The sequence below is a fragment of the Xylophilus sp. GW821-FHT01B05 genome, from assembly GCA_038961845.1.
In the GTDB taxonomy this organism is placed as follows: domain Bacteria; phylum Pseudomonadota; class Gammaproteobacteria; order Burkholderiales; family Burkholderiaceae_C; genus Xylophilus.
The window spans coordinates 673,391-691,664 of sequence record CP152408.1 but is presented as its reverse complement, the minus strand read 5'-3'; the positions used below and the strand labels follow the sequence as shown (position 1 = coordinate 691,664).

At 68.7% G+C, this 18,274-nt stretch carries 20 protein-coding genes; 13 read left to right on the top strand and 7 right to left on the bottom strand.

The genetic code is table 11. The annotated features are described in order from the left end of the window. Positions 1–86 precede the first annotated feature (86 nt). From AAFF27_03310 to AAFF27_03295, 4 genes are all read left to right on the top strand, one after another. The gene (locus tag AAFF27_03310; GenBank protein XAH24234.1) at positions 87–368 is read left to right on the top strand and encodes a DUF3567 domain-containing protein; all 282 of its coding nucleotides are present in this window, start codon (positions 87–89) and stop codon (positions 366–368) included. Positions 369–463: 95 nt separating this feature from the next. Beyond that, positions 464–1,267: a ChaN family lipoprotein gene (locus AAFF27_03305; protein XAH24233.1), complete on the top strand. Its 804-nt coding sequence runs from the start codon at positions 464–466 to the stop codon at positions 1,265–1,267. A 22-nt stretch (positions 1,268–1,289) separates the two neighbouring features. After that, positions 1,290–2,144, top strand: a complete 855-nt coding sequence (purU, locus tag AAFF27_03300; GenBank protein XAH24232.1) for a formyltetrahydrofolate deformylase — start codon at positions 1,290–1,292, stop codon at positions 2,142–2,144. 2 nt (positions 2,145–2,146) lie between these two features. Further along, entirely contained in the window at positions 2,147–3,049 is a 903-nt protein-coding gene (locus AAFF27_03295) for a LysR substrate-binding domain-containing protein (GenBank protein ID XAH24231.1), read from the top strand. A 3-nt stretch (positions 3,050–3,052) separates the two neighbouring features. On the opposite strand, the gene AAFF27_03290 is transcribed toward AAFF27_03295, so the two are convergent. From AAFF27_03290 to AAFF27_03280, 3 genes are read right to left on the bottom strand one after another with little or no spacing between them, the layout of a single operon-like run. Continuing rightward, positions 3,053–3,451, bottom strand: coding sequence for a cupin domain-containing protein (locus AAFF27_03290; GenBank protein ID XAH24230.1), 399 nt, complete (start codon positions 3,449–3,451; stop codon positions 3,053–3,055). 6 nt (positions 3,452–3,457) lie between these two features. Continuing rightward, positions 3,458–4,435 carry a tripartite tricarboxylate transporter substrate binding protein gene (locus tag AAFF27_03285; protein ID XAH24229.1) on the bottom strand — a complete coding sequence of 326 codons (978 nt, stop codon included), beginning with the start codon at positions 4,433–4,435 and terminating at the stop codon, positions 3,458–3,460. A 13-nt stretch (positions 4,436–4,448) separates the two neighbouring features. Then, the gene (locus AAFF27_03280; protein XAH24228.1) at positions 4,449–5,534 is read right to left on the bottom strand and encodes an Ldh family oxidoreductase; all 1,086 of its coding nucleotides are present in this window, start codon (positions 5,532–5,534) and stop codon (positions 4,449–4,451) included. 149 nt (positions 5,535–5,683) lie between these two features. Here AAFF27_03280 and AAFF27_03275 point away from each other — a divergent pair, with 149 nt between their 5' ends. From AAFF27_03275 to AAFF27_03260, 4 genes are all read left to right on the top strand, one after another. Then, positions 5,684–6,616 (top strand): LysR family transcriptional regulator, encoded by a 933-nt coding sequence (locus tag AAFF27_03275; GenBank protein XAH24227.1) that lies wholly within the window; start codon positions 5,684–5,686, stop codon positions 6,614–6,616. 42 nt (positions 6,617–6,658) lie between these two features. Further along, positions 6,659–8,161 carry an FAD-linked oxidase C-terminal domain-containing protein gene (locus tag AAFF27_03270; protein XAH24226.1) on the top strand — a complete coding sequence of 501 codons (1,503 nt, stop codon included), beginning with the start codon at positions 6,659–6,661 and terminating at the stop codon, positions 8,159–8,161. Beyond that, the gene (gene rocF / locus AAFF27_03265) at positions 8,161–9,072 is read left to right on the top strand and encodes an arginase (protein ID XAH24225.1); all 912 of its coding nucleotides are present in this window, start codon (positions 8,161–8,163) and stop codon (positions 9,070–9,072) included. The genes AAFF27_03270 and rocF overlap by 1 nt, the downstream gene beginning before the upstream one ends. Before the next feature lie 94 nt (positions 9,073–9,166). Then, positions 9,167–10,429 (top strand): MFS transporter, encoded by a 1,263-nt coding sequence (locus AAFF27_03260; GenBank protein ID XAH24224.1) that lies wholly within the window; start codon positions 9,167–9,169, stop codon positions 10,427–10,429. Between the two features lie 41 nt (positions 10,430–10,470). Here the strand turns inward: AAFF27_03260 and AAFF27_03255 are convergent, their stop codons facing one another. Next, positions 10,471–11,178 (bottom strand): YggS family pyridoxal phosphate-dependent enzyme, encoded by a 708-nt coding sequence (locus AAFF27_03255; protein XAH24223.1) that lies wholly within the window; start codon positions 11,176–11,178, stop codon positions 10,471–10,473. 41 nt (positions 11,179–11,219) lie between these two features. Here AAFF27_03255 and AAFF27_03250 point away from each other — a divergent pair, with 41 nt between their 5' ends. The 4 genes from AAFF27_03250 (at position 11,220) to AAFF27_03235 (ending at position 15,323) form a co-directional block, all read left to right on the top strand. Further along, positions 11,220–12,263, top strand: a complete 1,044-nt coding sequence (locus AAFF27_03250; GenBank protein XAH24222.1) for a type IV pilus twitching motility protein PilT — start codon at positions 11,220–11,222, stop codon at positions 12,261–12,263. A gap of 20 nt (positions 12,264–12,283) precedes the next feature. Continuing rightward, positions 12,284–12,913: a cyclic nucleotide-binding domain-containing protein gene (locus tag AAFF27_03245; protein XAH24221.1), complete on the top strand. Its 630-nt coding sequence runs from the start codon at positions 12,284–12,286 to the stop codon at positions 12,911–12,913. A 17-nt stretch (positions 12,914–12,930) separates the two neighbouring features. Further along, positions 12,931–14,067, top strand: a complete 1,137-nt coding sequence (locus tag AAFF27_03240) for a PilT/PilU family type 4a pilus ATPase (GenBank protein ID XAH24220.1) — start codon at positions 12,931–12,933, stop codon at positions 14,065–14,067. Positions 14,068–14,420: 353 nt separating this feature from the next. Further along, positions 14,421–15,323, top strand: a complete 903-nt coding sequence (locus tag AAFF27_03235) for an NAD(P)-dependent oxidoreductase (GenBank protein XAH24219.1) — start codon at positions 14,421–14,423, stop codon at positions 15,321–15,323. A gap of 104 nt (positions 15,324–15,427) precedes the next feature. On the opposite strand, the gene AAFF27_03230 is transcribed toward AAFF27_03235, so the two are convergent. The 3 genes from AAFF27_03230 to AAFF27_03220 all read right to left on the bottom strand — a co-directional run bounded on the left by AAFF27_03230 (position 15,428) and on the right by AAFF27_03220 (position 17,291). Beyond that, entirely contained in the window at positions 15,428–16,180 is a 753-nt protein-coding gene (locus AAFF27_03230; GenBank protein XAH24218.1) for a BON domain-containing protein, read from the bottom strand. Beyond that, a complete protein-coding gene (locus AAFF27_03225; protein ID XAH24217.1) occupies positions 16,177–16,776 on the bottom strand; it encodes an SIS domain-containing protein in 600 nt (199 codons plus the stop codon). Before AAFF27_03225 ends, AAFF27_03230 begins: the two co-directional genes overlap by 4 nt. Positions 16,777–16,868: 92 nt before the next feature. Further along, the gene (locus tag AAFF27_03220) at positions 16,869–17,291 is read right to left on the bottom strand and encodes a YraN family protein (GenBank protein ID XAH24216.1); all 423 of its coding nucleotides are present in this window, start codon (positions 17,289–17,291) and stop codon (positions 16,869–16,871) included. Here AAFF27_03220 and rsmI point away from each other — a divergent pair. After that, complete coding sequence (gene rsmI, locus AAFF27_03215; GenBank protein ID XAH24215.1) at positions 17,291–18,214, top strand: 16S rRNA (cytidine(1402)-2'-O)-methyltransferase; 924 nt, start codon at positions 17,291–17,293, stop codon at positions 18,212–18,214. The genes AAFF27_03220 and rsmI overlap by 1 nt on opposite strands. Positions 18,215–18,274 lie beyond the last annotated feature (60 nt).

Here is an 18,274-nt window from a genome sequence, read left to right as displayed (position 1 = left end):
AAGGTCTTTGAAGTTCCGCCACTACACTTGAAACTGGCACCAAGGTTGCTATCTACCAGACACCTCCGATAGAAAGGAACACCGCCATGCAAATGCTTTATGACTCCGACTCCTTCGTGGTGGTCCATATGGTTCCGGACGCAGAAGACGACGAAACGACCGCCTCCGACGTGCCGCAGCTCGCACGCCACGGCTTCGAGATCGTCGACAAGCGCTCAGGCAAGGAGGTGTACCTCGACGGCTCATGGGCCGAGATGTTCCAGCAGATCATCCTCGACTGGCAGCGCAACACGCCCACCCAGGAAGAAGTAGAAGACACGCTGGACAGCTACGCTGGCCTGGCCCAGAACCCGGTGCTGGTGCACTAGAAGCACCCGCGCCACCCCTGCAACGCCACGGTTCGCCGTGGCGTTTTGCTTTCTGCGGCCACCGTGACTACGGCGGCCGGCATAGGATGGCGGCCATGTCCGCTTCATCCGCCTTTCTCCAGGTCTTGCGCCACAGTGCGCCTGCCGTGTTCGCCCTGCTGCTGGCCGGCTGCGCTGCTGCGGGAGCGCCGGCGCCCATGTCCAAGGTGCTGCTGATCGGCGAAACCCACGACGCCCCCGGCCAGCCCGAGCGCGTGACGGAGCAGGTCGAGGCGCTGGCGGCGCACGGCCAGTTGGCCGCGCTGGCACTGGAGATGGCGCCGCAGGGCACCAATACGGTGGCCGTGCCGCGTGACGCGGACGATGCGGCGATCCGCAGCGCACTGGCCTGGGACGAGCGCGCCTGGCCCTGGCAGCGCTATGCACCGGCCATACGCGCAGCGGTACGGGCTGGTGTGCCGGTGGTCGGAGCCAACCTGCCCGCCACGCAAATGCGCGCGGCCATGGCCGATGTGTCGCTGGACGCCCAATTGGCCCCGGCGGCACGCCAGGCGCAGGAAGAAGCCATCCGCGAAGGCCACTGCCGGCTATTGCCCGAGCGCCAGATCCCGGCCATGACGCGGGTGCAGATCGCGCGCGACCGCAGCATGGCGCATGTGGTGGCCGAATCCGCCAGCGCCGGGCGCACCGTGGTGCTGTGGGCCGGCTCCGGTCATGTGGACCGCGCCCTGGGCGTGCCGCAGCACCTGCCCAGCGCACTGGCCGTGCGCAGCGTGGCCATGGTGGCCGGCGCAACCGACAACGCGCCGGGCGATGCGCGCTTCGACGCCATCTGGGCCACCCCAGCGATGGCACCGGTGGACCACTGCGCGCAACTGCTCAAACGCCAGGCGCCGTGAGTGCTGCGACAATCCTGCGGCTATGACCAACGTCACCAACGTCTACACCCTGACCCTTTCCTGCCCGGACCGCCCGGGCATCGTGCATGCGGTTTCCGGCTTCTTGTTCGAGCGCGGCAGCAACATCGAAGATGCGGCCCAGTACAACGACCGCGCCACCAGCCTGTTCTTCATGCGGGTGCAGTTCAGCAGCGACCGCGAGACCGCTGCCCTGCGCGAAGAGCTGCGCAGCTTCGCCGAAGCGCACCAGATGCAATGGGGCCTGCACCTGCAGTCCGAGCCCATGAAAACCGTGCTGATGGTCAGCCGCGAGGGCCATTGCCTGAACGACCTGCTGTTCCGCTGGAAGACCGGCCTGCTGGCGCTGGACATCCGCGCCATCATCAGCAACCACCGCGACTTCTACCAACTCGCGGCCAGCTACAACGTGCCCTTCCACCACGTCCCGGTGACCGCTGCCACCAAGCCCCAGGCAGAAGCCCGGCAGTACGAAATCATCCAGGCCGAAGGCGCCGAGCTGGTGGTGCTGGCGCGCTACATGCAGGTGCTGTCCGATGACCTGTGCCGCAAGCTTGAAGGCCGGGCCATCAACATCCACCACAGCTTCTTGCCCAGCTTCAAGGGCGCCAAGCCCTACTACCAGGCACACGACCGCGGCGTGAAGCTGATCGGCGCCACCGCCCACTACGTGACTGCGGCCCTGGACGAAGGCCCGATCATCGAGCAGGACGTGGCCCGCGTGGACCACAGCAAGACGGTGGAAGACCTGACCGCCATGGGCCGCGACACCGAGAGCCAGGTGCTGGCCCGCGCCGTGAAATGGCACAGCGAACACCGCGTGCTGCTGGACGGCCACAAGACCGTCATCTTCAAATAGCCATGGCGGGCGAGACAGCGGCGCTGTCGGGTGTGGGGGCCAAGCGGATTCCACCCATCCAGTGCCTGCTGACTTTTGAAGCGCTGGCCCGGCTGCGCAACGTCACGCTGGCCGCCGAAGAGCTGTGCGTCACGCCCAGCGCCGTCAGCCACCGTGTGCGCCAGCTGGAGCAGTTGCTGGGCACCAAGCTGTTTGGCCGCGCCGACTTCTCACTCACCACCGACGGCAGCGAATACCTGGCCCATGTGCGCGAAGGCCTGGTGGTGCTGTCGCGCTTCCCCAGCGCGCAGGCGGCATCGGGCCGGCGCAAGCTGCGCGTGGCCGTCACGCCGACCTTCGCCCGCGCCATCCTGATCCCGCGCCTGCGCCAGTTCACCGAGGCCTACCCCGAGATCGACCTGGCGCTGCAGGTGAGCATCCCCTTGCTGGACGTGGTGGCAGAAGAAGCCGACCTGATGGTGCGCTTTGGCACCGGCCGCTATGCCGATGTCGAGCACACCCTGCTGGCCGCCGACGTGGTCACGCCGCTAGCATCGCCCGCCTATCTGCGCGAGCACGGCCCCTTCGACAGCATTGATAACCTGCAGCGCGCCACGCTGCTGCGCTCGCCGCTGGAGCCCTGGCGCACCTGGTTTGCCGCGCACGCGGTGGACTGGCCCGAGCCGATGGACGGCTCGTCCTTCAACGACATAGGCCTGATGTGCGACGCCGCCGCGCAAGGCCTGGGCGTAGCGCTGGTGCGCCTGAAGCTCGGCGCGCCCTGGCTGGACAACGGCCAGTTGGAGCGCCTATCCGACCGCAGCGTGCCCAGCCCGCACGGCCACTACCTGTGCTGGCGCACCGGCGCCATGGATCGCTGGGAATGCGCGGCCTTTGCGGAGTGGCTGCGGCGCAGCCTGAGCTGAGGCTCAGATGTGTTCAGCGGACACGGCCCGTGTCTCGCCTGACTCAAGCAAGGTGCGCGTGGCATCCACCCGCCCGTAGATCCAGAGAATCTTCATCCCCCGCGTATCCGACAGGTTGCGAAAGCGGTGCGGCACGCCGGCCGGGATGAAGGTGGTGTCTTGCGGCACCAGGCGGTGGTGCTGGTCGCCGATGTCGAACACGGCCTCGCCCTCCAGCAGCATCACGCTTTCTTCGCAGTTGTGGAAATGCCAGGGAATCTGCGCCGCCGGGCCGAACTCGGTGATGCCGTTGATGAAACTGGTGGCGCCCAGGCGCGCGGACACCAGCGGGATGGTGCGCGCGCCGCCGCCGCGCTCGTAGGCCTTGAGGTCGGCGGGATGCAGGATGGTGGCTTCTGGCACGTGGTGTCACTCCGGTTTGATGTTGTTGGCCTGGATCACCTTGCGATAGAGCTCGTACAGGTCGTGCAGCGCCAGGCCGAATTCCTCGGGCGAGCTGCCGCGTATGGTCATGCCCTGGGCCACCAGCTGCTTGCGGGTGTCGGGGTCGTCCAGCGACTTGCGCATAGCCGCGCTCAGGCGGTCGATGACCGGGCGTGGCGTAGCCTTGGGCGCGACCAGGGCGAACCACGAGTTGAAGAAGAAATCCGGCAGGCCGGACTCGGCCACGGTGGGCACGTTCGGGTACTGCGGCAGGCGCTGCGGCGTAGACACGGCCAGCAGGCGCAGCTTGCCGCCCTGGATCAGCGAGGTCACGGTGCCCAGGCCCTGGAAGGCGGCGTCCACCTCGCCCCCGGCCACGGCAATGGCGGCCGGCGTCGCGCCCTTGTAGGGCACGTGCGTCAGCGTGATGCCGGCGCGCGTGGCGAACATGGCCATCGCCAGGTGCTGCGGGCTGCCGTTGCCACCCGAGCCGTAGTTCATGCGCCCGGGCGCCGCCTTCACGGCCTGAATGAAGTCCTCCACCGTGCGGTAGGGCGCGTCGGGCCGGACCACCAGGCCCCACTCGATGGTGCCGACCAGCGAGATCGGCGTGAAGTCGGTCAGCGCATCCCAGCCGGCCTTGGGGTAGATGTGCGGCACCATGGTCAGCACGCTGTCGTTGAAGCCGCCGATGGTGTAGCCGTCAGGCGCCGCCTTGGCCACCCGCTCGGCACCGATCAGGCCGGCCGAGCCCGGGATGTTCTCCAGCACAAAGGCCTGGCCCAGCTCGGTGCCCATGCGCTGCAGCAGCACCCGCGCGCCGTTGTCCACCGCGCTGCCGGCAGCCAGCGGTATGACGACGCGTATCGGTTTGCTGGGATAGGCCGCAGCGGGCTGCGCCACGGCAGACAGCAGCGCGCCGCACAGGCCGGCCGCTGCCAGCAGGCTTTTCACGACAGTCATGGATGTCTCCTTTTTATGGGGGGAAAGGCTCTGCCTGGCGCAGCGGCGCAATGCCGATGCGCGCCGCCAGTTGGTCCAGGTCCTGGACCAACGCGGCCGCCACCGGCACGCCGGACTGCGCATACGCAGCCCTGCGCCCGTGGCTCTGCTCGCCCGGCAGCCAGATGCGCTCGACGCCGGGCAGGCGCTCGCTGCTGCGGATGTCGCGCACCAGTGCATCGACTGCGGCCTTGAACGGCCCGGCGCCGCCAAAGGCGGCCAGGTCGATCACCAGGATCGCCTGGCCGGTGTTGGTCGGGGTCACGTGGTCGGCATTGAAGTCGACCACCTCGCGCCCCATGGCCGCGCCCTGCAGGGTGCCGGCGAGCAGGCCGACGATCAGCGCCAGGCCGTAGCCCTTGTGCCCGCCGATGGGCAGCAGGAAGCCTTCGTGGGCGCGCGTGGGATCGGTCAGCGGGCGGCCCTGGCGGTCGATCATCCAGCCCTCGGGCATGGCCTCGCCGCGCTTGGCCTTGGCCTTGACCTTGCCGTAGGCGGCCACCGTGGTGGCCATGTCCAGCACCACCGCCGGCTCGTCCCCGGCCGGGATGCCGGCGGCGATCGGGTTGGTCGACAGCAGCATCTCCATGCCGCCCCAAGGCGGCATGTGGTTGGCATTGCCGACCGCAAAGTACAGGCCGATCATGTCGTGCGCCACCGGCATGCGCGCGTAGAGCGATGCCGGTCCGGCATGGTTGCTGGCGCGGGTGCCGACCCAGGCCACGCCGGCGCCGCGTGCCTTCTCAATGGCCAGTTCCACCGCGCGCGACACCACCAGGTGGCCCATGCCGTTGTCGCCATCCACCACCGCCATGGCGGCGCGCTCCTGCACCACGCGGATGTCCGGGCGCACGTTGATGCCCCCGGCCTGTATGCGCTGCACGTACTGCGGCAGCCGGATGATGCCGTGGCCGTCAGAGCCCTGCAGGTCGGCCTCGACCATCAGCGCGGCGACCTTGGCCGCATCCTGCGGCGGCAGGCCGACCTGGGTCAGCGCGGCGGCGGTGAAGCGCTGCAGCCGGTCGCCGGCAATCCACAGGGTGTTGCGATCTGTCGTCATGGCGTGCGCTGGCGGCCGCCCCGTGGCGTCGCTGCGCTGGTCTCCGTTGTTCGGGCTGAAGCGCAAAGTCTAGGAACGCGCTGCGCGCCGGTCCAATGCCGAATTGGCGCCGAGCCATATCATTGCGCTATCGCTCCAGCCGGCAGTCCATGAACCTCCGCACCCTGCGCTACTTCGTTGCCATTGCCGATGCCGGCAGCTTCACGGCGGCGGCGGCAGCCGTCTCCATCGCCCAGCCTGCGCTGACGCGCCAACTGCGCGACCTGGAGGCCGAGCTGGGCGTGCAACTGCTGCTGCGCGGCGCGCGCGGCGTGCGGCTGACGCAGGACGGCGCCACGCTCTATGAATCGGCCCGGCGCATGCTGGCCGAGGCCGCGCGCGTGAAGCAGCAACTGGGCGACGGCGGCGCGGCCGGCGAATCAACCGTGGTGCTGGGCGTGTCGCCCACGCTCACGCGGGTGCTGCTGCCGGGCATATTCGAGCGCTGCCACCGCAGCCTGGCCGGCGTGCGGCTGGTGGTGCGCGAGGCCTTCACGCCGCAGTTGCTGGAAGGCCTGGAGCGCGGGCTGGTGGACATGGCCGTGGTCACCAACCCCGAGCCGCACCGCGTCTTTGCGCTGCAGCCGCTGCTGGCCGAGCCGTTCGCGCTCATCACGCCGGCGGCGCGCAAGATGCCGCCGGTGGTGCCGCTGTCGGCGCTGGCCTCCTTGCCGCTGCTGATGACCGGGCTGCACCGCGGCATCGTCGAGCGCACGCTGGCGCCGCTGGGCGCGCGCATCAAGGTCGAGGCCGAGATCGATTCGGTCGACGCCATCCGCGAGCTGGTGCTGCAAGGCCGCTGGGCCACGATCATGCCGGTGTCGGTGTTCAAGGAGCAGCGCGCCGGCCACGCGCGGCTGTCGGAGATCTCCGGCGTGCAACTGCACCGCATGCTGGTGCTGGCCACGCGCATAGAGCGGGCGCAAAGCTCGGCCATCGCCGTGGTGACCGACCTGGTGCGGGCCGAAACCGCCCGGCTCGCGGCCGAAGGCGTGTTCAGCTTTGGCCGGGTGGCGCAGCCTGCTCACGCGCCGCCGCCGTAAATTTCACGCCCGTGCGCCGGGCAAGCCATGGAGAATCGCCGCATGACCTCCGCCCTGGCCGAGCCGGCCACCCAAACGCTATCAAAAGCAGAGCTACAAGCCCAGGCAGTACATGCGCTACAGGCCTGTTTACCTTCAGACGCCATTTTGTGGACGGCCGAAGACACCGTGCCCTACGAATGCGACGGCCTGACCGCCTACCGCGAGCGCCCGCTGGCCGTGGTGCTACCCGAGACCGAGGCCCAGGTGCAGGCCGTGCTCAAGGCCTGCCATGCGCGCGGCATCCCGGTGGTGGCGCGCGGCGCGGGCACCGGGCTATCGGGCGGCGCCATGCCGCACGCGCTGGGCGTGACCCTGTCGCTGGCGCGCTTCAACCGCATCCTCAAGATCGACCCGCTGGCGCGCACCGCCGTCGTGCAGTGCGGCGTGCGCAACCTGGCGATCAGCGAGGCCGCCGCGCCCCACGGCCTGTACTACGCGCCCGACCCATCGAGCCAGATCGCCTGCACCATAGGCGGCAACGTGGCCGAAAATTCTGGCGGCGTGCACTGCCTGAAATACGGCCTGACGCTGCACAACGTGCTGCGCGTGCGCGGCTTCACGGCCGAGGGCGAGGCCGTTGAATTTGGCAGCGAGGCCCTCGACGCCGCCGGCCTGGACCTGCTGGCCGTGCTGATCGGCAGCGAAGGCATGCTGGCCGTGACCACGGAAGTGACCGTAAAACTGGTGCCCAAGCCGCAACTGGCGCGCTGCATCATGGCCAGCTTCGACGACGTGCGCAAAGCCGGCGCTGCGGTGGCGGCGGTGATCGCCGCCGGCATCATCCCGGCCGGGCTGGAGATGATGGACAAGCCCATGACAGCCGCGGTGGAAGACTTCGTGCATGCCGGCTACGACCTCACGGCCGAGGCGATTCTGCTGTGCGAATCCGACGGCACACCAGAAGAAGTGGCGGAAGAAATCGGCCGCATGTCCGAGGTGCTGCGCCGCTGCGGCGCCACCGCCATCACGGTCAGCGCCAACGAGGCCGAGCGCCTGCGCTTCTGGAGCGGCCGCAAGAACGCCTTCCCCGCCAGCGGCCGCATCAGCCCCGACTACATGTGCATGGACTCGACCATCCCGCGCGCGCGGCTGGCCGACATCCTGCTGGCGATCCAGGCCATGGAGAAGAAGTACGGCCTGCGCTGCGCCAACGTGTTCCACGCGGGCGACGGCAACCTGCACCCGCTGATCCTGTTCGACGCCAACGACCCCGACCAACTGCACCGCTGCGAGCTGTTTGGCGCCGACATCCTCGAGACCAGCGTTGCCATGGGCGGCACCGTCACTGGCGAGCACGGCGTGGGCGTGGAAAAACTCAACAGCATGTGCGTGCAGTTCTCACCCGAGGAGCGCGCGCAGATGCTGGGCGTAAAGCACGCCTTCGACGAGCGCGGCCTGCTCAACCCGGGCAAGGTCATCCCCACGCTGCAGCGCTGCGCCGAGTACGGAAAGATGCTGGTGCGCGGCGGCCAGCTCAAACACCCTGACCTGCCGAGGTTCTGATGCCGACCACCGTCCAGCTCATAGGCGCGCCCACCGACATCGGCGCCAGCACCCGCGGCGCCGGCATGGGGCCGGACGCGCTGCGCGTGGCCGGGCTGGCCGAGACACTCGCGGCCCAGGGCTTGACGGTGCAAGACCACGGCAATCTGGCCGGCCCGCCCACGCCCTGGGCCGCGCCCGAGGCCGGCCTGCGCCACCTGAAGGAAGTCGTGGCCTGGAACCGCTCGGTGTATGACGCGGTGGGCGCGGCATTGGGCGCCGACCATTTCCCGGTGCTGCTGGGCGGCGACCACTGCCTGGCCATAGGCTCGATCAGCGCCGTGGCGCAGCACTGCCGCTGCCAGGGCCGCACGCTGCGGGTGCTGTGGCTTGATGCCCATACCGACGTCAACACGCCGGCGGTCAGCCCCTCGGGCAACCTGCACGGCATGCCGGTGGCCTGCCTGCTGGGCCACGGCCCGGTCGCGCTCACCGGCTGGAGCGGCCAGGCGCAAGCGGTGCAGCCCGACCGGCTCGCCTTCATCGGCATCCGCAGCGTGGACGCGGCCGAGCAACTGGCTATCCGCCAGTGGGGCCTGCAGGTGTTCGACATGCGCCACCTGGACGAGCACGGCATGCGCACCACCATGACCGAGGCGCTGCAGGACCTGGACGACAACACCCACCTGCACGTGAGCTTCGACCTGGACTGCCTCGACCCTTCCGACGCACCCGGCGTGGGCACCGCCGTGCGCGGCGGCCCCACCTACCGCGAGATGCAGCTGTGCATGGAGATGATTGCCGACACCGGCCGCCTGGGCTCGCTCGACGTGGTGGAGATCAACCCCGCGCTCGACATGCGCAACCGCACGGCCGAAGTGGCGGTGGAATTGGTCGCCAGCCTGTTCGGGCGCTCTATCCTGGGACGCTGACAGCGCGGTCAGTAAGCCGCGCTGGAAAAGTCTAGGATGCGGGGTTTCCCGCGCGGGCCGCCGCCCGCGTGCGGACTGCTCCCCGCCATCGCCCATGACCGCTCCCCTCCCCACCCTGCCGCCGCGCCGCGAGCGCGCCCTGCTCTGGCTGCTGGCCCTGACGCAGTTCACCATCGTCATGGACTTCATGGTCATGATGCCGCTCGGGCCGCAGATCATGCAGTCCTTCGCGGTCGGGCCCGCCGCCTTTGCCACGGCGGTGTCGGCCTATTCCTGGTGCGCCGGCATCTCGGGCCTGTTTGCCGCCACCTACATCGACCGCTTCGACCGCAAGCGCCTGCTGCTGGTGGTGTATGCGCTGTTTGCGCTGTCCAACCTGGGCTGCGCGCTGGCCAGCAACTACCACGCCATGCTGCTGTCGCGCGCCTTTGCGGGCCTCACCGGCGGCGTGCTGGGCTCGCTGGTGCTGGTCATCGTCGGCGACGTGATCCCGGCCGAGCGGCGCGGCGCCGCCATGGGGGTGGTGATGACTTCGTTCTCGCTCGCCGCCATCGCCGGCGTGCCGCTGGGTGTGGTGCTGGGCGCGCACTTTGGCTGGAGCACGCCCTTCTTCCTGCTGGTGCTGTTCTCGGTGCTGATCTGGCTCGGCGCGCAGCGCGTGATGCCGCCGCTGGCCACGCACATCGTGCATCCGCCCGCGCCCTTGTCGCAGACGCTGCCGCAGCTCTGGTGGCTGGTGAGCCAGCCGGCGCATCTGCGCGCCTTCGGGCTGACGGCGCTGATCATGGTGGCGCACATGCTGATCGTGCCCTTCATCTCGCCGGTGCTGGTGGCCAACCACGGCGTGCTGCCCGAGCAGATCTCGTGGATCTACATGGCCGGCGGCGCGGCCATGCTGTTCAGCTCGCGCATCGTCGGCCGGCTGGCCGACCGCTACGGCAAGCAGCGGGTGTTTCGCATCGTGGCCCTGGTGTCGATCCTGCCGGTGCTGTTCATCACCCACCTGCCCATGCTGCCGCTGCTGGCGCTGATCGCCTTCTTTCCCTGCTTCATGGTGGCCTCCAACGCCCGCAACATTCCCATGCAGGCCCTGCTCACCACCGTGCCCGAGCCCAGCCGCCGCGGCGCCTTCATGAGCGTGAACTCTGCCGTGCAGCAGATCTCCACCGGTACCGGCGCCTGGCTCGGCGGCCTGCTGCTGAGCAATGGCCCGGGTGGCGAGATCCTGGGCTACGGGCTGAACGGCTGGCTGTCGGCGGCGCTGGTGCTGCTGGGCATCTACTGGATCGGCCGGGTGCGCCCCGCCGTGCAGCGCCCTGGCGCGGCAATACACGGCGACAAGCTATCAAATAGATAGCTAATAGCCCAGCCCCCGCCTGGGCTAGAGGCACTTTTTACTTAAAAACCTTGATTCACCGCCGGCCGCGGCCGGCCGCCAAAGATCGCCGTGCCCACCCGCACCATGGTGCTGCCGGCCTGGATCGCAGCCTCCAGATCGGCCGACATGCCCATGGACAAGGTATCCAGCGCCAGGCCCTCGGCCAGCAGCGCGTCGTAGAGCGCGCGAGCGCGCCGGTGCACGGCCAGTTGCGCGGCGGCGTCGGCCGTGGGCTCGGGGATGGTCATCAGGCCGCGCAGGCGCAGTTGCGGCAGCGCCGCCACGGCATGCGCCAGGGCGGGCAGGTCGGCCGGCGCCACGCCAGACTTGTTGGCGCCGCCGTCGATGTCCACCTGCAGGCAGATGTTGAGCGGCGGCAGGCCTGCCGGCCGCTGCGCCGACAGCCGCTCGGCAGTCTTCAACCGCTCCACCGAATGCACCCAGTCGAAGTGCTCGGCCGCCAGGCGTGTCTTGTTGGACTGCACCGGGCCGATGCAATGCCACTCGATGCCGCTGCCAGCCAGCGCCTGCACCTTGGCCACGCCCTCTTGCAGATAGTTCTCGCCAAAGGCCTGCTGGCCAGCGGCCAGCGCCTCGCGCACGTCCTCGGGCCCGAAGGTCTTGGAGACGGCCAAGAGCCGCACCGATTGCGGCGCGCGGCCAGCCGCCGCGCAGGCGGCGTTGATGCGCAGGCGCAGCGCATCCAGGTTGTTACCAATGGTTGTCATAATCCGAGAAGCGTAGCAAACGAAGCCCCAGAAGGATCTTTGTGGACATCACCCAACTGCTGGCCTTCAGCGTGAAGAACAAGGCCTCCGACCTGCATCTGTCTGCAGGCCTGCCACCGATGATCCGGGTCCACGGCGACGTGCGGCGCATCAATGTCGACGCACTGGACCACAAGGCGGTCCATGCCATGGTGTACGACATCATGAACGACAGCCAGCGCAAGGCCTATGAAGAGTTCCTGGAGGTCGATTTCTCCTTCGAGATCGAAGGCCTGGCGCGCTTCCGGGTCAATGCCTTCAACCACAACCGCGGCGCCGGCGCGGTGTTCCGCACCATTCCCTCGAAGATCCTCACGCTCGAGCAGCTCAACGCGCCGCGCATCCTGGCCGACCTGGCACTCAAGCCGCGCGGCCTGGTGCTGGTGACCGGCCCGACCGGCTCGGGCAAGTCGACCACGCTGGCGGCCATGGTCAACTTCCTCAACGAGCAGGAATACGGCCACATCCTCACGGTGGAAGACCCGATCGAGTTCGTGCACGAATCCAAGAAGTGCCTGATCAACCAGCGCGAGGTCGGGCCGCATACGCTGTCCTTTGCCGCCGCGCTCAAATCCGCCTTGCGCGAAGACCCGGACGCCATCCTGGTCGGCGAAATGCGCGACCTGGAAACCATCCGCCTGGCCATGACCGCGGCCGAAACCGGCCACCTGGTGTTCGGCACGCTGCACACGTCTTCTGCGGCCAAGACCATCGACCGGATCATCGATGTGTTCCCGGCCGAAGAAAAAGAGATGGTGCGCGCCATGCTGTCGGAGTCGCTGCAGGCCGTCATCTCGCAGTCGCTGTGCAAGCTGAAAGACGGCACCGGCCGCATCGCCGCGCACGAGATCATGCTGGGCACCAGCGCCATCCGCAACCTGATCCGCGAGGCCAAGGTGGCGCAGATGTACTCGGCCATCCAGACCGGCAACAGCGTGGGCATGCAGACGCTGGACCAGAACCTGACCGACCTGGTGCGCCGCAACCTGATCAGCCCGGCCGAGGCACGCGGCAAGGCCAAGATCCCCGAGAACTTCCCCGGCTGATACGACCCACTGGAGCAGGCATGAAAGGCATTCTCGGGCTGCTGCGCAGCAAATCCACCCAGAAGATCGGCGAGGACCGCCAGGACTCGGTGTTCTTCTCCACCGCCTTCGCCGACCAGGGGGTGGACCCATCCATGCTGGTGCCCTGGGAAGCCCGCGCGGTCGAGGTCGGCGCCAAGCGCCTGTCGTCCTCGCGCGGCGTGCGCCAGTTGCAGTTGCTCTGGGCGCGCGACCGCCACATGAGCCTGCTCGACGCCGACGCCATCAGCCGCATGGAGCGCTTCTTCGAGTTCGCCACGCTGCCGGCCGACCGCGACGTGATCCGCCAGGACGAATACGGCAACTTCATGATCGTGCTGCTGGCCGGCGCCATCGCGGTGGACCGGCTGCAGCCCTGGGGCGAGCGCACACGCCTGGCCGAAACCCGCCCGGGCGACATCCTGGGCGAGATGTCGCTGCTCGACAGCGGCATACGCTTCTCGGCCTGCGCCTCGCTCACCGACTGCGAGATCGCCGTCCTGAGCGCCGAGGCCATGGACGAAATGATGACGGCCGAGCCCGAGACGGCAGCCTGCCTGATCGCGCTATTGGCACGCAAGCTCTCGCTGCGGCTGCGCGTGGTCAGCGCGCGCCTCAGCGACAACAAATAAGCCGGCAGGGAATCCCCATGGAACGCGATCAGGCCAGTAAATTCATCAACGATCTGCTCAAGCTGATGATCAGCCGGGGCGGCAGCGACCTATTCATCACGAGCGACTTCCCGCCCGCGATCAAGGTCGACGGCAAGGTGACCAAGGTGTCGCCGCAGCCGCTCGGGCCCACGCACACGCTGGCGCTGGCGCGCGCCATCATGAACGACAAGCAGGCCGCGGATTTCGAGCGCACCAAGGAGTGCAACTTCGCCATCTCGCCGGCCACCATCGGGCGCTTTCGCGTCAACGCCTTTGTGCAGTTGGGCAAGATCGGCATGGTGCTGCGCGTGATCCCGACCACGCTGCCCACCATCGACGGCCTGGGCGTGCCGCAGGTGCTGAAGGAAGTGGCCATGTCCAAGCGCGGCCTGTGCATCCTGGTGGGCGCCACCGGCTCGGGCAAGAGCACCACGCTCGCGGCCATGGTGGACTGGCGCAACGAGCACTCCTTCGGCCACATCATCACGGTGGAAGACCCGGTGGAATTCGTGCACCCGCACAAGAACTGCGTGGTGACCCAGCGCGAGGTCGGCCTCGACACCGACAGCTGGGAGTCGGCACTGAAGAACACGCTGCGCCAGGCGCCCGACGTGATCCTGATGGGCGAAATCCGCGACCGCGAGACCATGGAGCATGCGGTCGCGTTCTCGGAAACCGGCCACCTGTGCCTGGCCACCCTGCACGCCAACAGCGCCAACCAGGCGCTCGACCGCATCATCAACTTCTTCCCCGAAGAGCGGCGCGCCCAGTTGCTGATGGACCTGTCGCTGAACCTGCGCGCCATGATCTCGCAGCGGCTCATCCCCAAGCAAGACCTGAAGGGCCGCGCCGCCGCCGTCGAGGTGATGCTCAACACGCCGCTGATCTCCGACCTGATCTTCAAGGGCGACGTCACCGAGATGAAAGAGATCATGAAGAAGAGCCGCAACCTGGGCATGCAGACCTTCGACCAGTCGCTGTTCGACCTGTACGAAGGCAATGTCATCGGCTACGAAGACGCGCTGCGCAATGCCGACTCGCTCAACGACCTGCGGCTGCAGATCAAGCTCAACAGCCAGCGCGCGAAAAGCTCGGACCTGGCTGCGGGCACCGAGCATTTCGCGATCGTCTAGAACACCCCCAGGCTACGCACTTCGTGTCTTCGCCTTCCCCCTCAAGGGGGCACATCCTGCGGACTGGCAAAGCCAGATCCGCGGATGTTTTGGCATGGCCTGCTCCGCGGCCTTCTGAACCTTTTTGTTGCACGCGCAGCGTGCTTGTCGCTGTTGATTGCGACGCCGTCTGACACGCTGCGCGGTGAGCTTGTGATAGTCTCGTTTTTGTTCACGGGCGCAGTGGACGCGAAGGAAGAAGAAGCGTCGATAACACGACACCGCCGACAAGCACGGAGCCTCCTTCGCGTCCACTGCGCCTGTCCCACCCGCACGGCCTTCATGGCCGTGCGGCGCATTCATTTCCAACACCCATGCCCACGCTCAACCCCAAGACCTATTCCCCCGTTGCCGCGCAGACCGTCGCCTTCCTGGGCCTCGGCGTCATGGGTGGCCCCATGGCCGGGCATCTGGTGCGCGCAGGCCACCAGGTAACCGTCTACAACCGCACCGAAGCCAAGGCCCAGGCCTGGGCGCAGGAGTTCGGTGGTGCGCATGCCGCCACCCCGCGCGAAGCGGTCAAGGGCGCGGCCATCGTGTTCTGCTGCGTCGGCAATGACGACGACCTGCGCAGCGTGGTGCTGGGCGAGGACGGCGCACTGGCCGGCATGACGCCGGGCGCGATTCTGGTCGACCACACCACCGCCTCGGCCGACGTGGCGCGCGAGCTGTACGCGGCCGCGCGCGAACGTGGCCTGCAATTCATCGACGCACCGGTCTCCGGCGGCCAGGCCGGCGCGCAGAACGGCGCACTGACCGTGATGTGCGGCGGCGACCAGCAAGCCTTCGATGCCGCAGCGCCCGTGGCCGCGGCCTTCTCGCGCGCCTTCACCCGCATGGGCGACAGCGGCGCCGGCCAGCTGACCAAGATGGTCAACCAGATCTGCATCGCCGGCCTGGTGCAGGCACTGTCAGAGGCGGTCGCCTTCGGCCAGAAGGCCGGCCTGGACATCCCCGCCGTGCTGGACGTGATCGGCAAGGGCGCCGCGCAAAGCTGGCAGATGGACAACCGCGGCAAGACCATGGCGGCCGGCCAGTTCGACTTCGGCTTTGCCGTGGACTGGATGCGCAAGGACCTGGGCCTGGTGCTGGACGAAGCCCAGCGCAACGGCGCGCGCCTGCCGGTCACCGCCCTGGTGGACCAGTTCTACGCCGACGTGCAACAGATGGGTGGCCGGCGCTGGGACACTTCCAGCCTCATTGCCCGATTGAAATAGCGCGCCCCCGGCTGCGCACTGCCTCGCATCTACCGCTCCCATTTAAATAGCAAAAGGCCGGTACCCATCAAGGGCTACCGGCCTTTTTCATGCATGAGTGCTATTTAGCGCACTGGCGTGACCACCGTGGCGGGCGGCGCATCGGTGATCGGGGCGGGCGCCGAGACCGCGGCAGGTGCCGGTGCCGGAGCAGCGGCGGGTGACGACACCGAGGGCGCGGGGGCTTGCTGGCGGCCGATCTGGGCCAGCTCTTCTTCGCTGATCACTTCGAACACGCGCACCACCTTCAGCACGCCGCTGACGCCGCGCGCGATCTCGGCGCTGCGCTTGGCCTCGCGCTGGGTGACGCGGCCCATCAGGTAGACCGCGCCGCGCTCGGTCACCACCTTGATGGCGGTGCCCGAGATGTCCTTGGCGTCCAGCAGGCTGGCCTTGACCTTGCTGGTGATGAAGGTGTCGTTGGAGCGCTGCGAGAACGAGCTTTGCGGCATCACGCCGATGTCGTTGACCACCGCGCGCACGTTCTCGACCCGCGACACGTACTGCTCGACCCGCTCCTTGTCCTGCTGCGTCGCCACCGCGCCGGTCAGCAGCACCTGGCGGTTGTAGCTGGTCACGCTGACGCTGGCGTTGTCGCCAAAGTTGGTGTTGATGGCGTTGCGGGCGCGAAACTCGATGCTCTCGTCCTCGACCTGCGTGCCGGTGGTGCGGCGGTCAGACACCGCCATCCCGGTCATGGCCGCACCGCCAAGGGCCAGCGGGAAGCAGCCCGACAGCGCACTGGCCAAGGCCCCTGCCGCCAGCACCGAGCAAGCCAGGCGCACGGCCGGCGCACCACGTTTTGTTCCAGTCGTCATAGGGGAATCTCCTGTTCGCCAAGAAGTTGCGCATCCACGCCGTCGCAGATGCAGTGAAGGGCCAGGGCGTGGACCTCGTGGATGCGTGCCGCGCGTTCGTGCGGCACGCAGATGTGGACGTCGGTCTCGCGCAGCAGCCCGGCCACGCGGCCGCCATGGCGGCCGGTCAGGGCCACCACGCTCATTTCGCGCTCATGCGCCGCCTCCAGCGCGGCCACCACGCTGGCGCAGTTGCCGCTGGGCGACAGCACCAGCAGCACGTCGCCCGCGTGCCCCAGGCCGCGCACCTGGCGCGCAAACACCTGCGAGGTATCGGCTGCGGCGCCCACCGGCGCCAGCAGCGTGCCGTCGACCGTGAGCGCGATCGCGCCCAGGCCGGGCCGCTCGCGCTCGAAGCCGGCAATGAAGGCCGTGGTGAAGATCTGCACCAGCGCGGCCGAGGCGCCGGTGCCACAGGCCAGCACCTTGCCGCCACTGGTGACACTGGCCAGAACGGCCTGCACCGCCGCGGCAATAGGAGGGCCCAGCGCTTCGGCTGCCTGGTATTTCAGGTCCGCGCTGTCGATGAAGTGCTGTTGGATTCGTTGCTCTAGCATGGGCCAGGGATCATAGCGGCGGCCACCGCCGCGCGATGCCCTTTAGATGTAGCAGAGCATTTCGATTGGCACAGGTTCCCGTGCCAGCAAATTCAGTCGTCACCGTCGAATGCCGCTGGCAGCCAGGTCACCACGTCGCCTTCGACCAGCACCGCATCGAACCTGCAGGGCGGCGGCGCGCCCAGGCGCATCAGGTAGTGGCGCGCGGCAAAGACGATGCGGCGGCGCTTGGTTGCGCCAATGCTGGCCGCTGCGCCGCCGTGGTCTGCGCCCTTGCGCCGGCGCACCTCGACAAACACCAGGGTGCCGTCGGCGTCGCGCATCACCAGGTCGATCTCGCCGCCGCCGCGGCCCGGCGTCCGATAATTGCGCTCGACCAGGCGCAGCCCGGCCGCCTGCAGGTGGGCCAGGGCACGCGCCTCCGCGGCATCGCCGGCGGCCTTCGTGGTGCCCGCCGCAGCCGACCGCTTCGCGCCCGGTGCCACGGCACCGCGCAGCTTTTCAAGGAATCCCATTGAGCGCCTCTTTCGCCTCCGCCCTCGCCGCCGCGCACGATGCGGCGGCCGCGCAGCATTATCCGCGCGGCGCCCTGTACGTCGTCGCCACGCCCATCGGCAACCTGGCCGACATCACCCTGCGCGCGCTGCACGTGCTGCAGCTGGTCGATGCCGTCGCGTGCGAAGACACACGCCACACCCAGCAACTGCTGCGCGCCTACGGCATCGAGCGCCCCGGCACCGCGCTGCTGGCCGTGCACCAGCACAACGAGGCCGAAGCCGCCGCCGCCGTGGTGGCACGCCTGCAGCAGGGCGAGCGCGTGGCCTATGCCAGCGACGCCGGCACGCCCGCCGTAAGCGACCCGGGCGCGCGCCTGGTGGCCGCGGTGCGCGCAGCCGGCTGCCCGGCGGTGCCGCTGCCGGGCGCCAGCAGCGTGACCACGGCCCTCAGCGCCGCCGCCGTGGTGCCGGCGGGCACTGAAGACGGCGGCTTTCTGTTTGCCGGCTTTCTGCCGACCAAGGCCGGCGAGCGCACCGCCGCCGTGGCCCAACTGGCCACCGAACCCCGCGCCGTGGTGCTGCTGGAGGCACCGCACCGCATCGAGGACCTGGCCCGCGCGCTGCAGCCCCTGGGCGCGCGGCCGGTGACCTTTGCACGCGAGCTGACCAAGCAGTTCGAAGAGATCGCCACCGTGCCGGCAGACACGGCCACGGCCTGGCTCGCGGCCTCGCCGCAGCGCACGCGCGGCGAGTTCGTGGTGGTGCTGCACCCGGCGCCGCGCGCCGACGACGCCGGCGCGGCCGGCGAACGCGTGCTGCGCCTGCTGCTAGCCGAGCTGCCCGTGAAGACCGCCGTGCGCCTGGCCGCCGAGATCAGCGGTGCGCCGCGCAATGCGCTGTACGAAACGGCGCTGGCGTTGAAGCGCGAAGACGCGCCCTAATCTGTCACGGCTGTCAGCTTTACAAAAGCTTAGCCGGCCCGTCACGGTCGCGCGAAGCGC

Coding starts and splice junctions, on each gene's coding strand:
- AAFF27_03310 (XAH24234.1), top strand. CDS start 87: ATGCAAATGCTTTATGACTCCGACTCCTTCGTGGTGGTCCATATGGTT.
- AAFF27_03305 (XAH24233.1), top strand. CDS start 464: ATGTCCGCTTCATCCGCCTTTCTCCAGGTCTTGCGCCACAGTGCGCCT.
- purU (XAH24232.1), top strand. CDS start 1,290: ATGACCAACGTCACCAACGTCTACACCCTGACCCTTTCCTGCCCGGAC.
- AAFF27_03295 (XAH24231.1), top strand. CDS start 2,147: ATGGCGGGCGAGACAGCGGCGCTGTCGGGTGTGGGGGCCAAGCGGATT.
- AAFF27_03285 (XAH24229.1), bottom strand. CDS start 4,435: ATGACTGTCGTGAAAAGCCTGCTGGCAGCGGCCGGCCTGTGCGGCGCG.
- AAFF27_03280 (XAH24228.1), bottom strand. CDS start 5,534: ATGACGACAGATCGCAACACCCTGTGGATTGCCGGCGACCGGCTGCAG.
- AAFF27_03275 (XAH24227.1), top strand. CDS start 5,684: ATGAACCTCCGCACCCTGCGCTACTTCGTTGCCATTGCCGATGCCGGC.
- AAFF27_03270 (XAH24226.1), top strand. CDS start 6,659: ATGACCTCCGCCCTGGCCGAGCCGGCCACCCAAACGCTATCAAAAGCA.
- rocF (XAH24225.1), top strand. CDS start 8,161: ATGCCGACCACCGTCCAGCTCATAGGCGCGCCCACCGACATCGGCGCC.
- AAFF27_03260 (XAH24224.1), top strand. CDS start 9,167: ATGACCGCTCCCCTCCCCACCCTGCCGCCGCGCCGCGAGCGCGCCCTG.
- AAFF27_03255 (XAH24223.1), bottom strand. CDS start 11,178: ATGACAACCATTGGTAACAACCTGGATGCGCTGCGCCTGCGCATCAAC.
- AAFF27_03245 (XAH24221.1), top strand. CDS start 12,284: ATGAAAGGCATTCTCGGGCTGCTGCGCAGCAAATCCACCCAGAAGATC.
- AAFF27_03240 (XAH24220.1), top strand. CDS start 12,931: ATGGAACGCGATCAGGCCAGTAAATTCATCAACGATCTGCTCAAGCTG.
- AAFF27_03235 (XAH24219.1), top strand. CDS start 14,421: ATGCCCACGCTCAACCCCAAGACCTATTCCCCCGTTGCCGCGCAGACC.
- AAFF27_03230 (XAH24218.1), bottom strand. CDS start 16,180: ATGACGACTGGAACAAAACGTGGTGCGCCGGCCGTGCGCCTGGCTTGC.
- AAFF27_03225 (XAH24217.1), bottom strand. CDS start 16,776: ATGCTAGAGCAACGAATCCAACAGCACTTCATCGACAGCGCGGACCTG.
- AAFF27_03220 (XAH24216.1), bottom strand. CDS start 17,291: ATGGGATTCCTTGAAAAGCTGCGCGGTGCCGTGGCACCGGGCGCGAAG.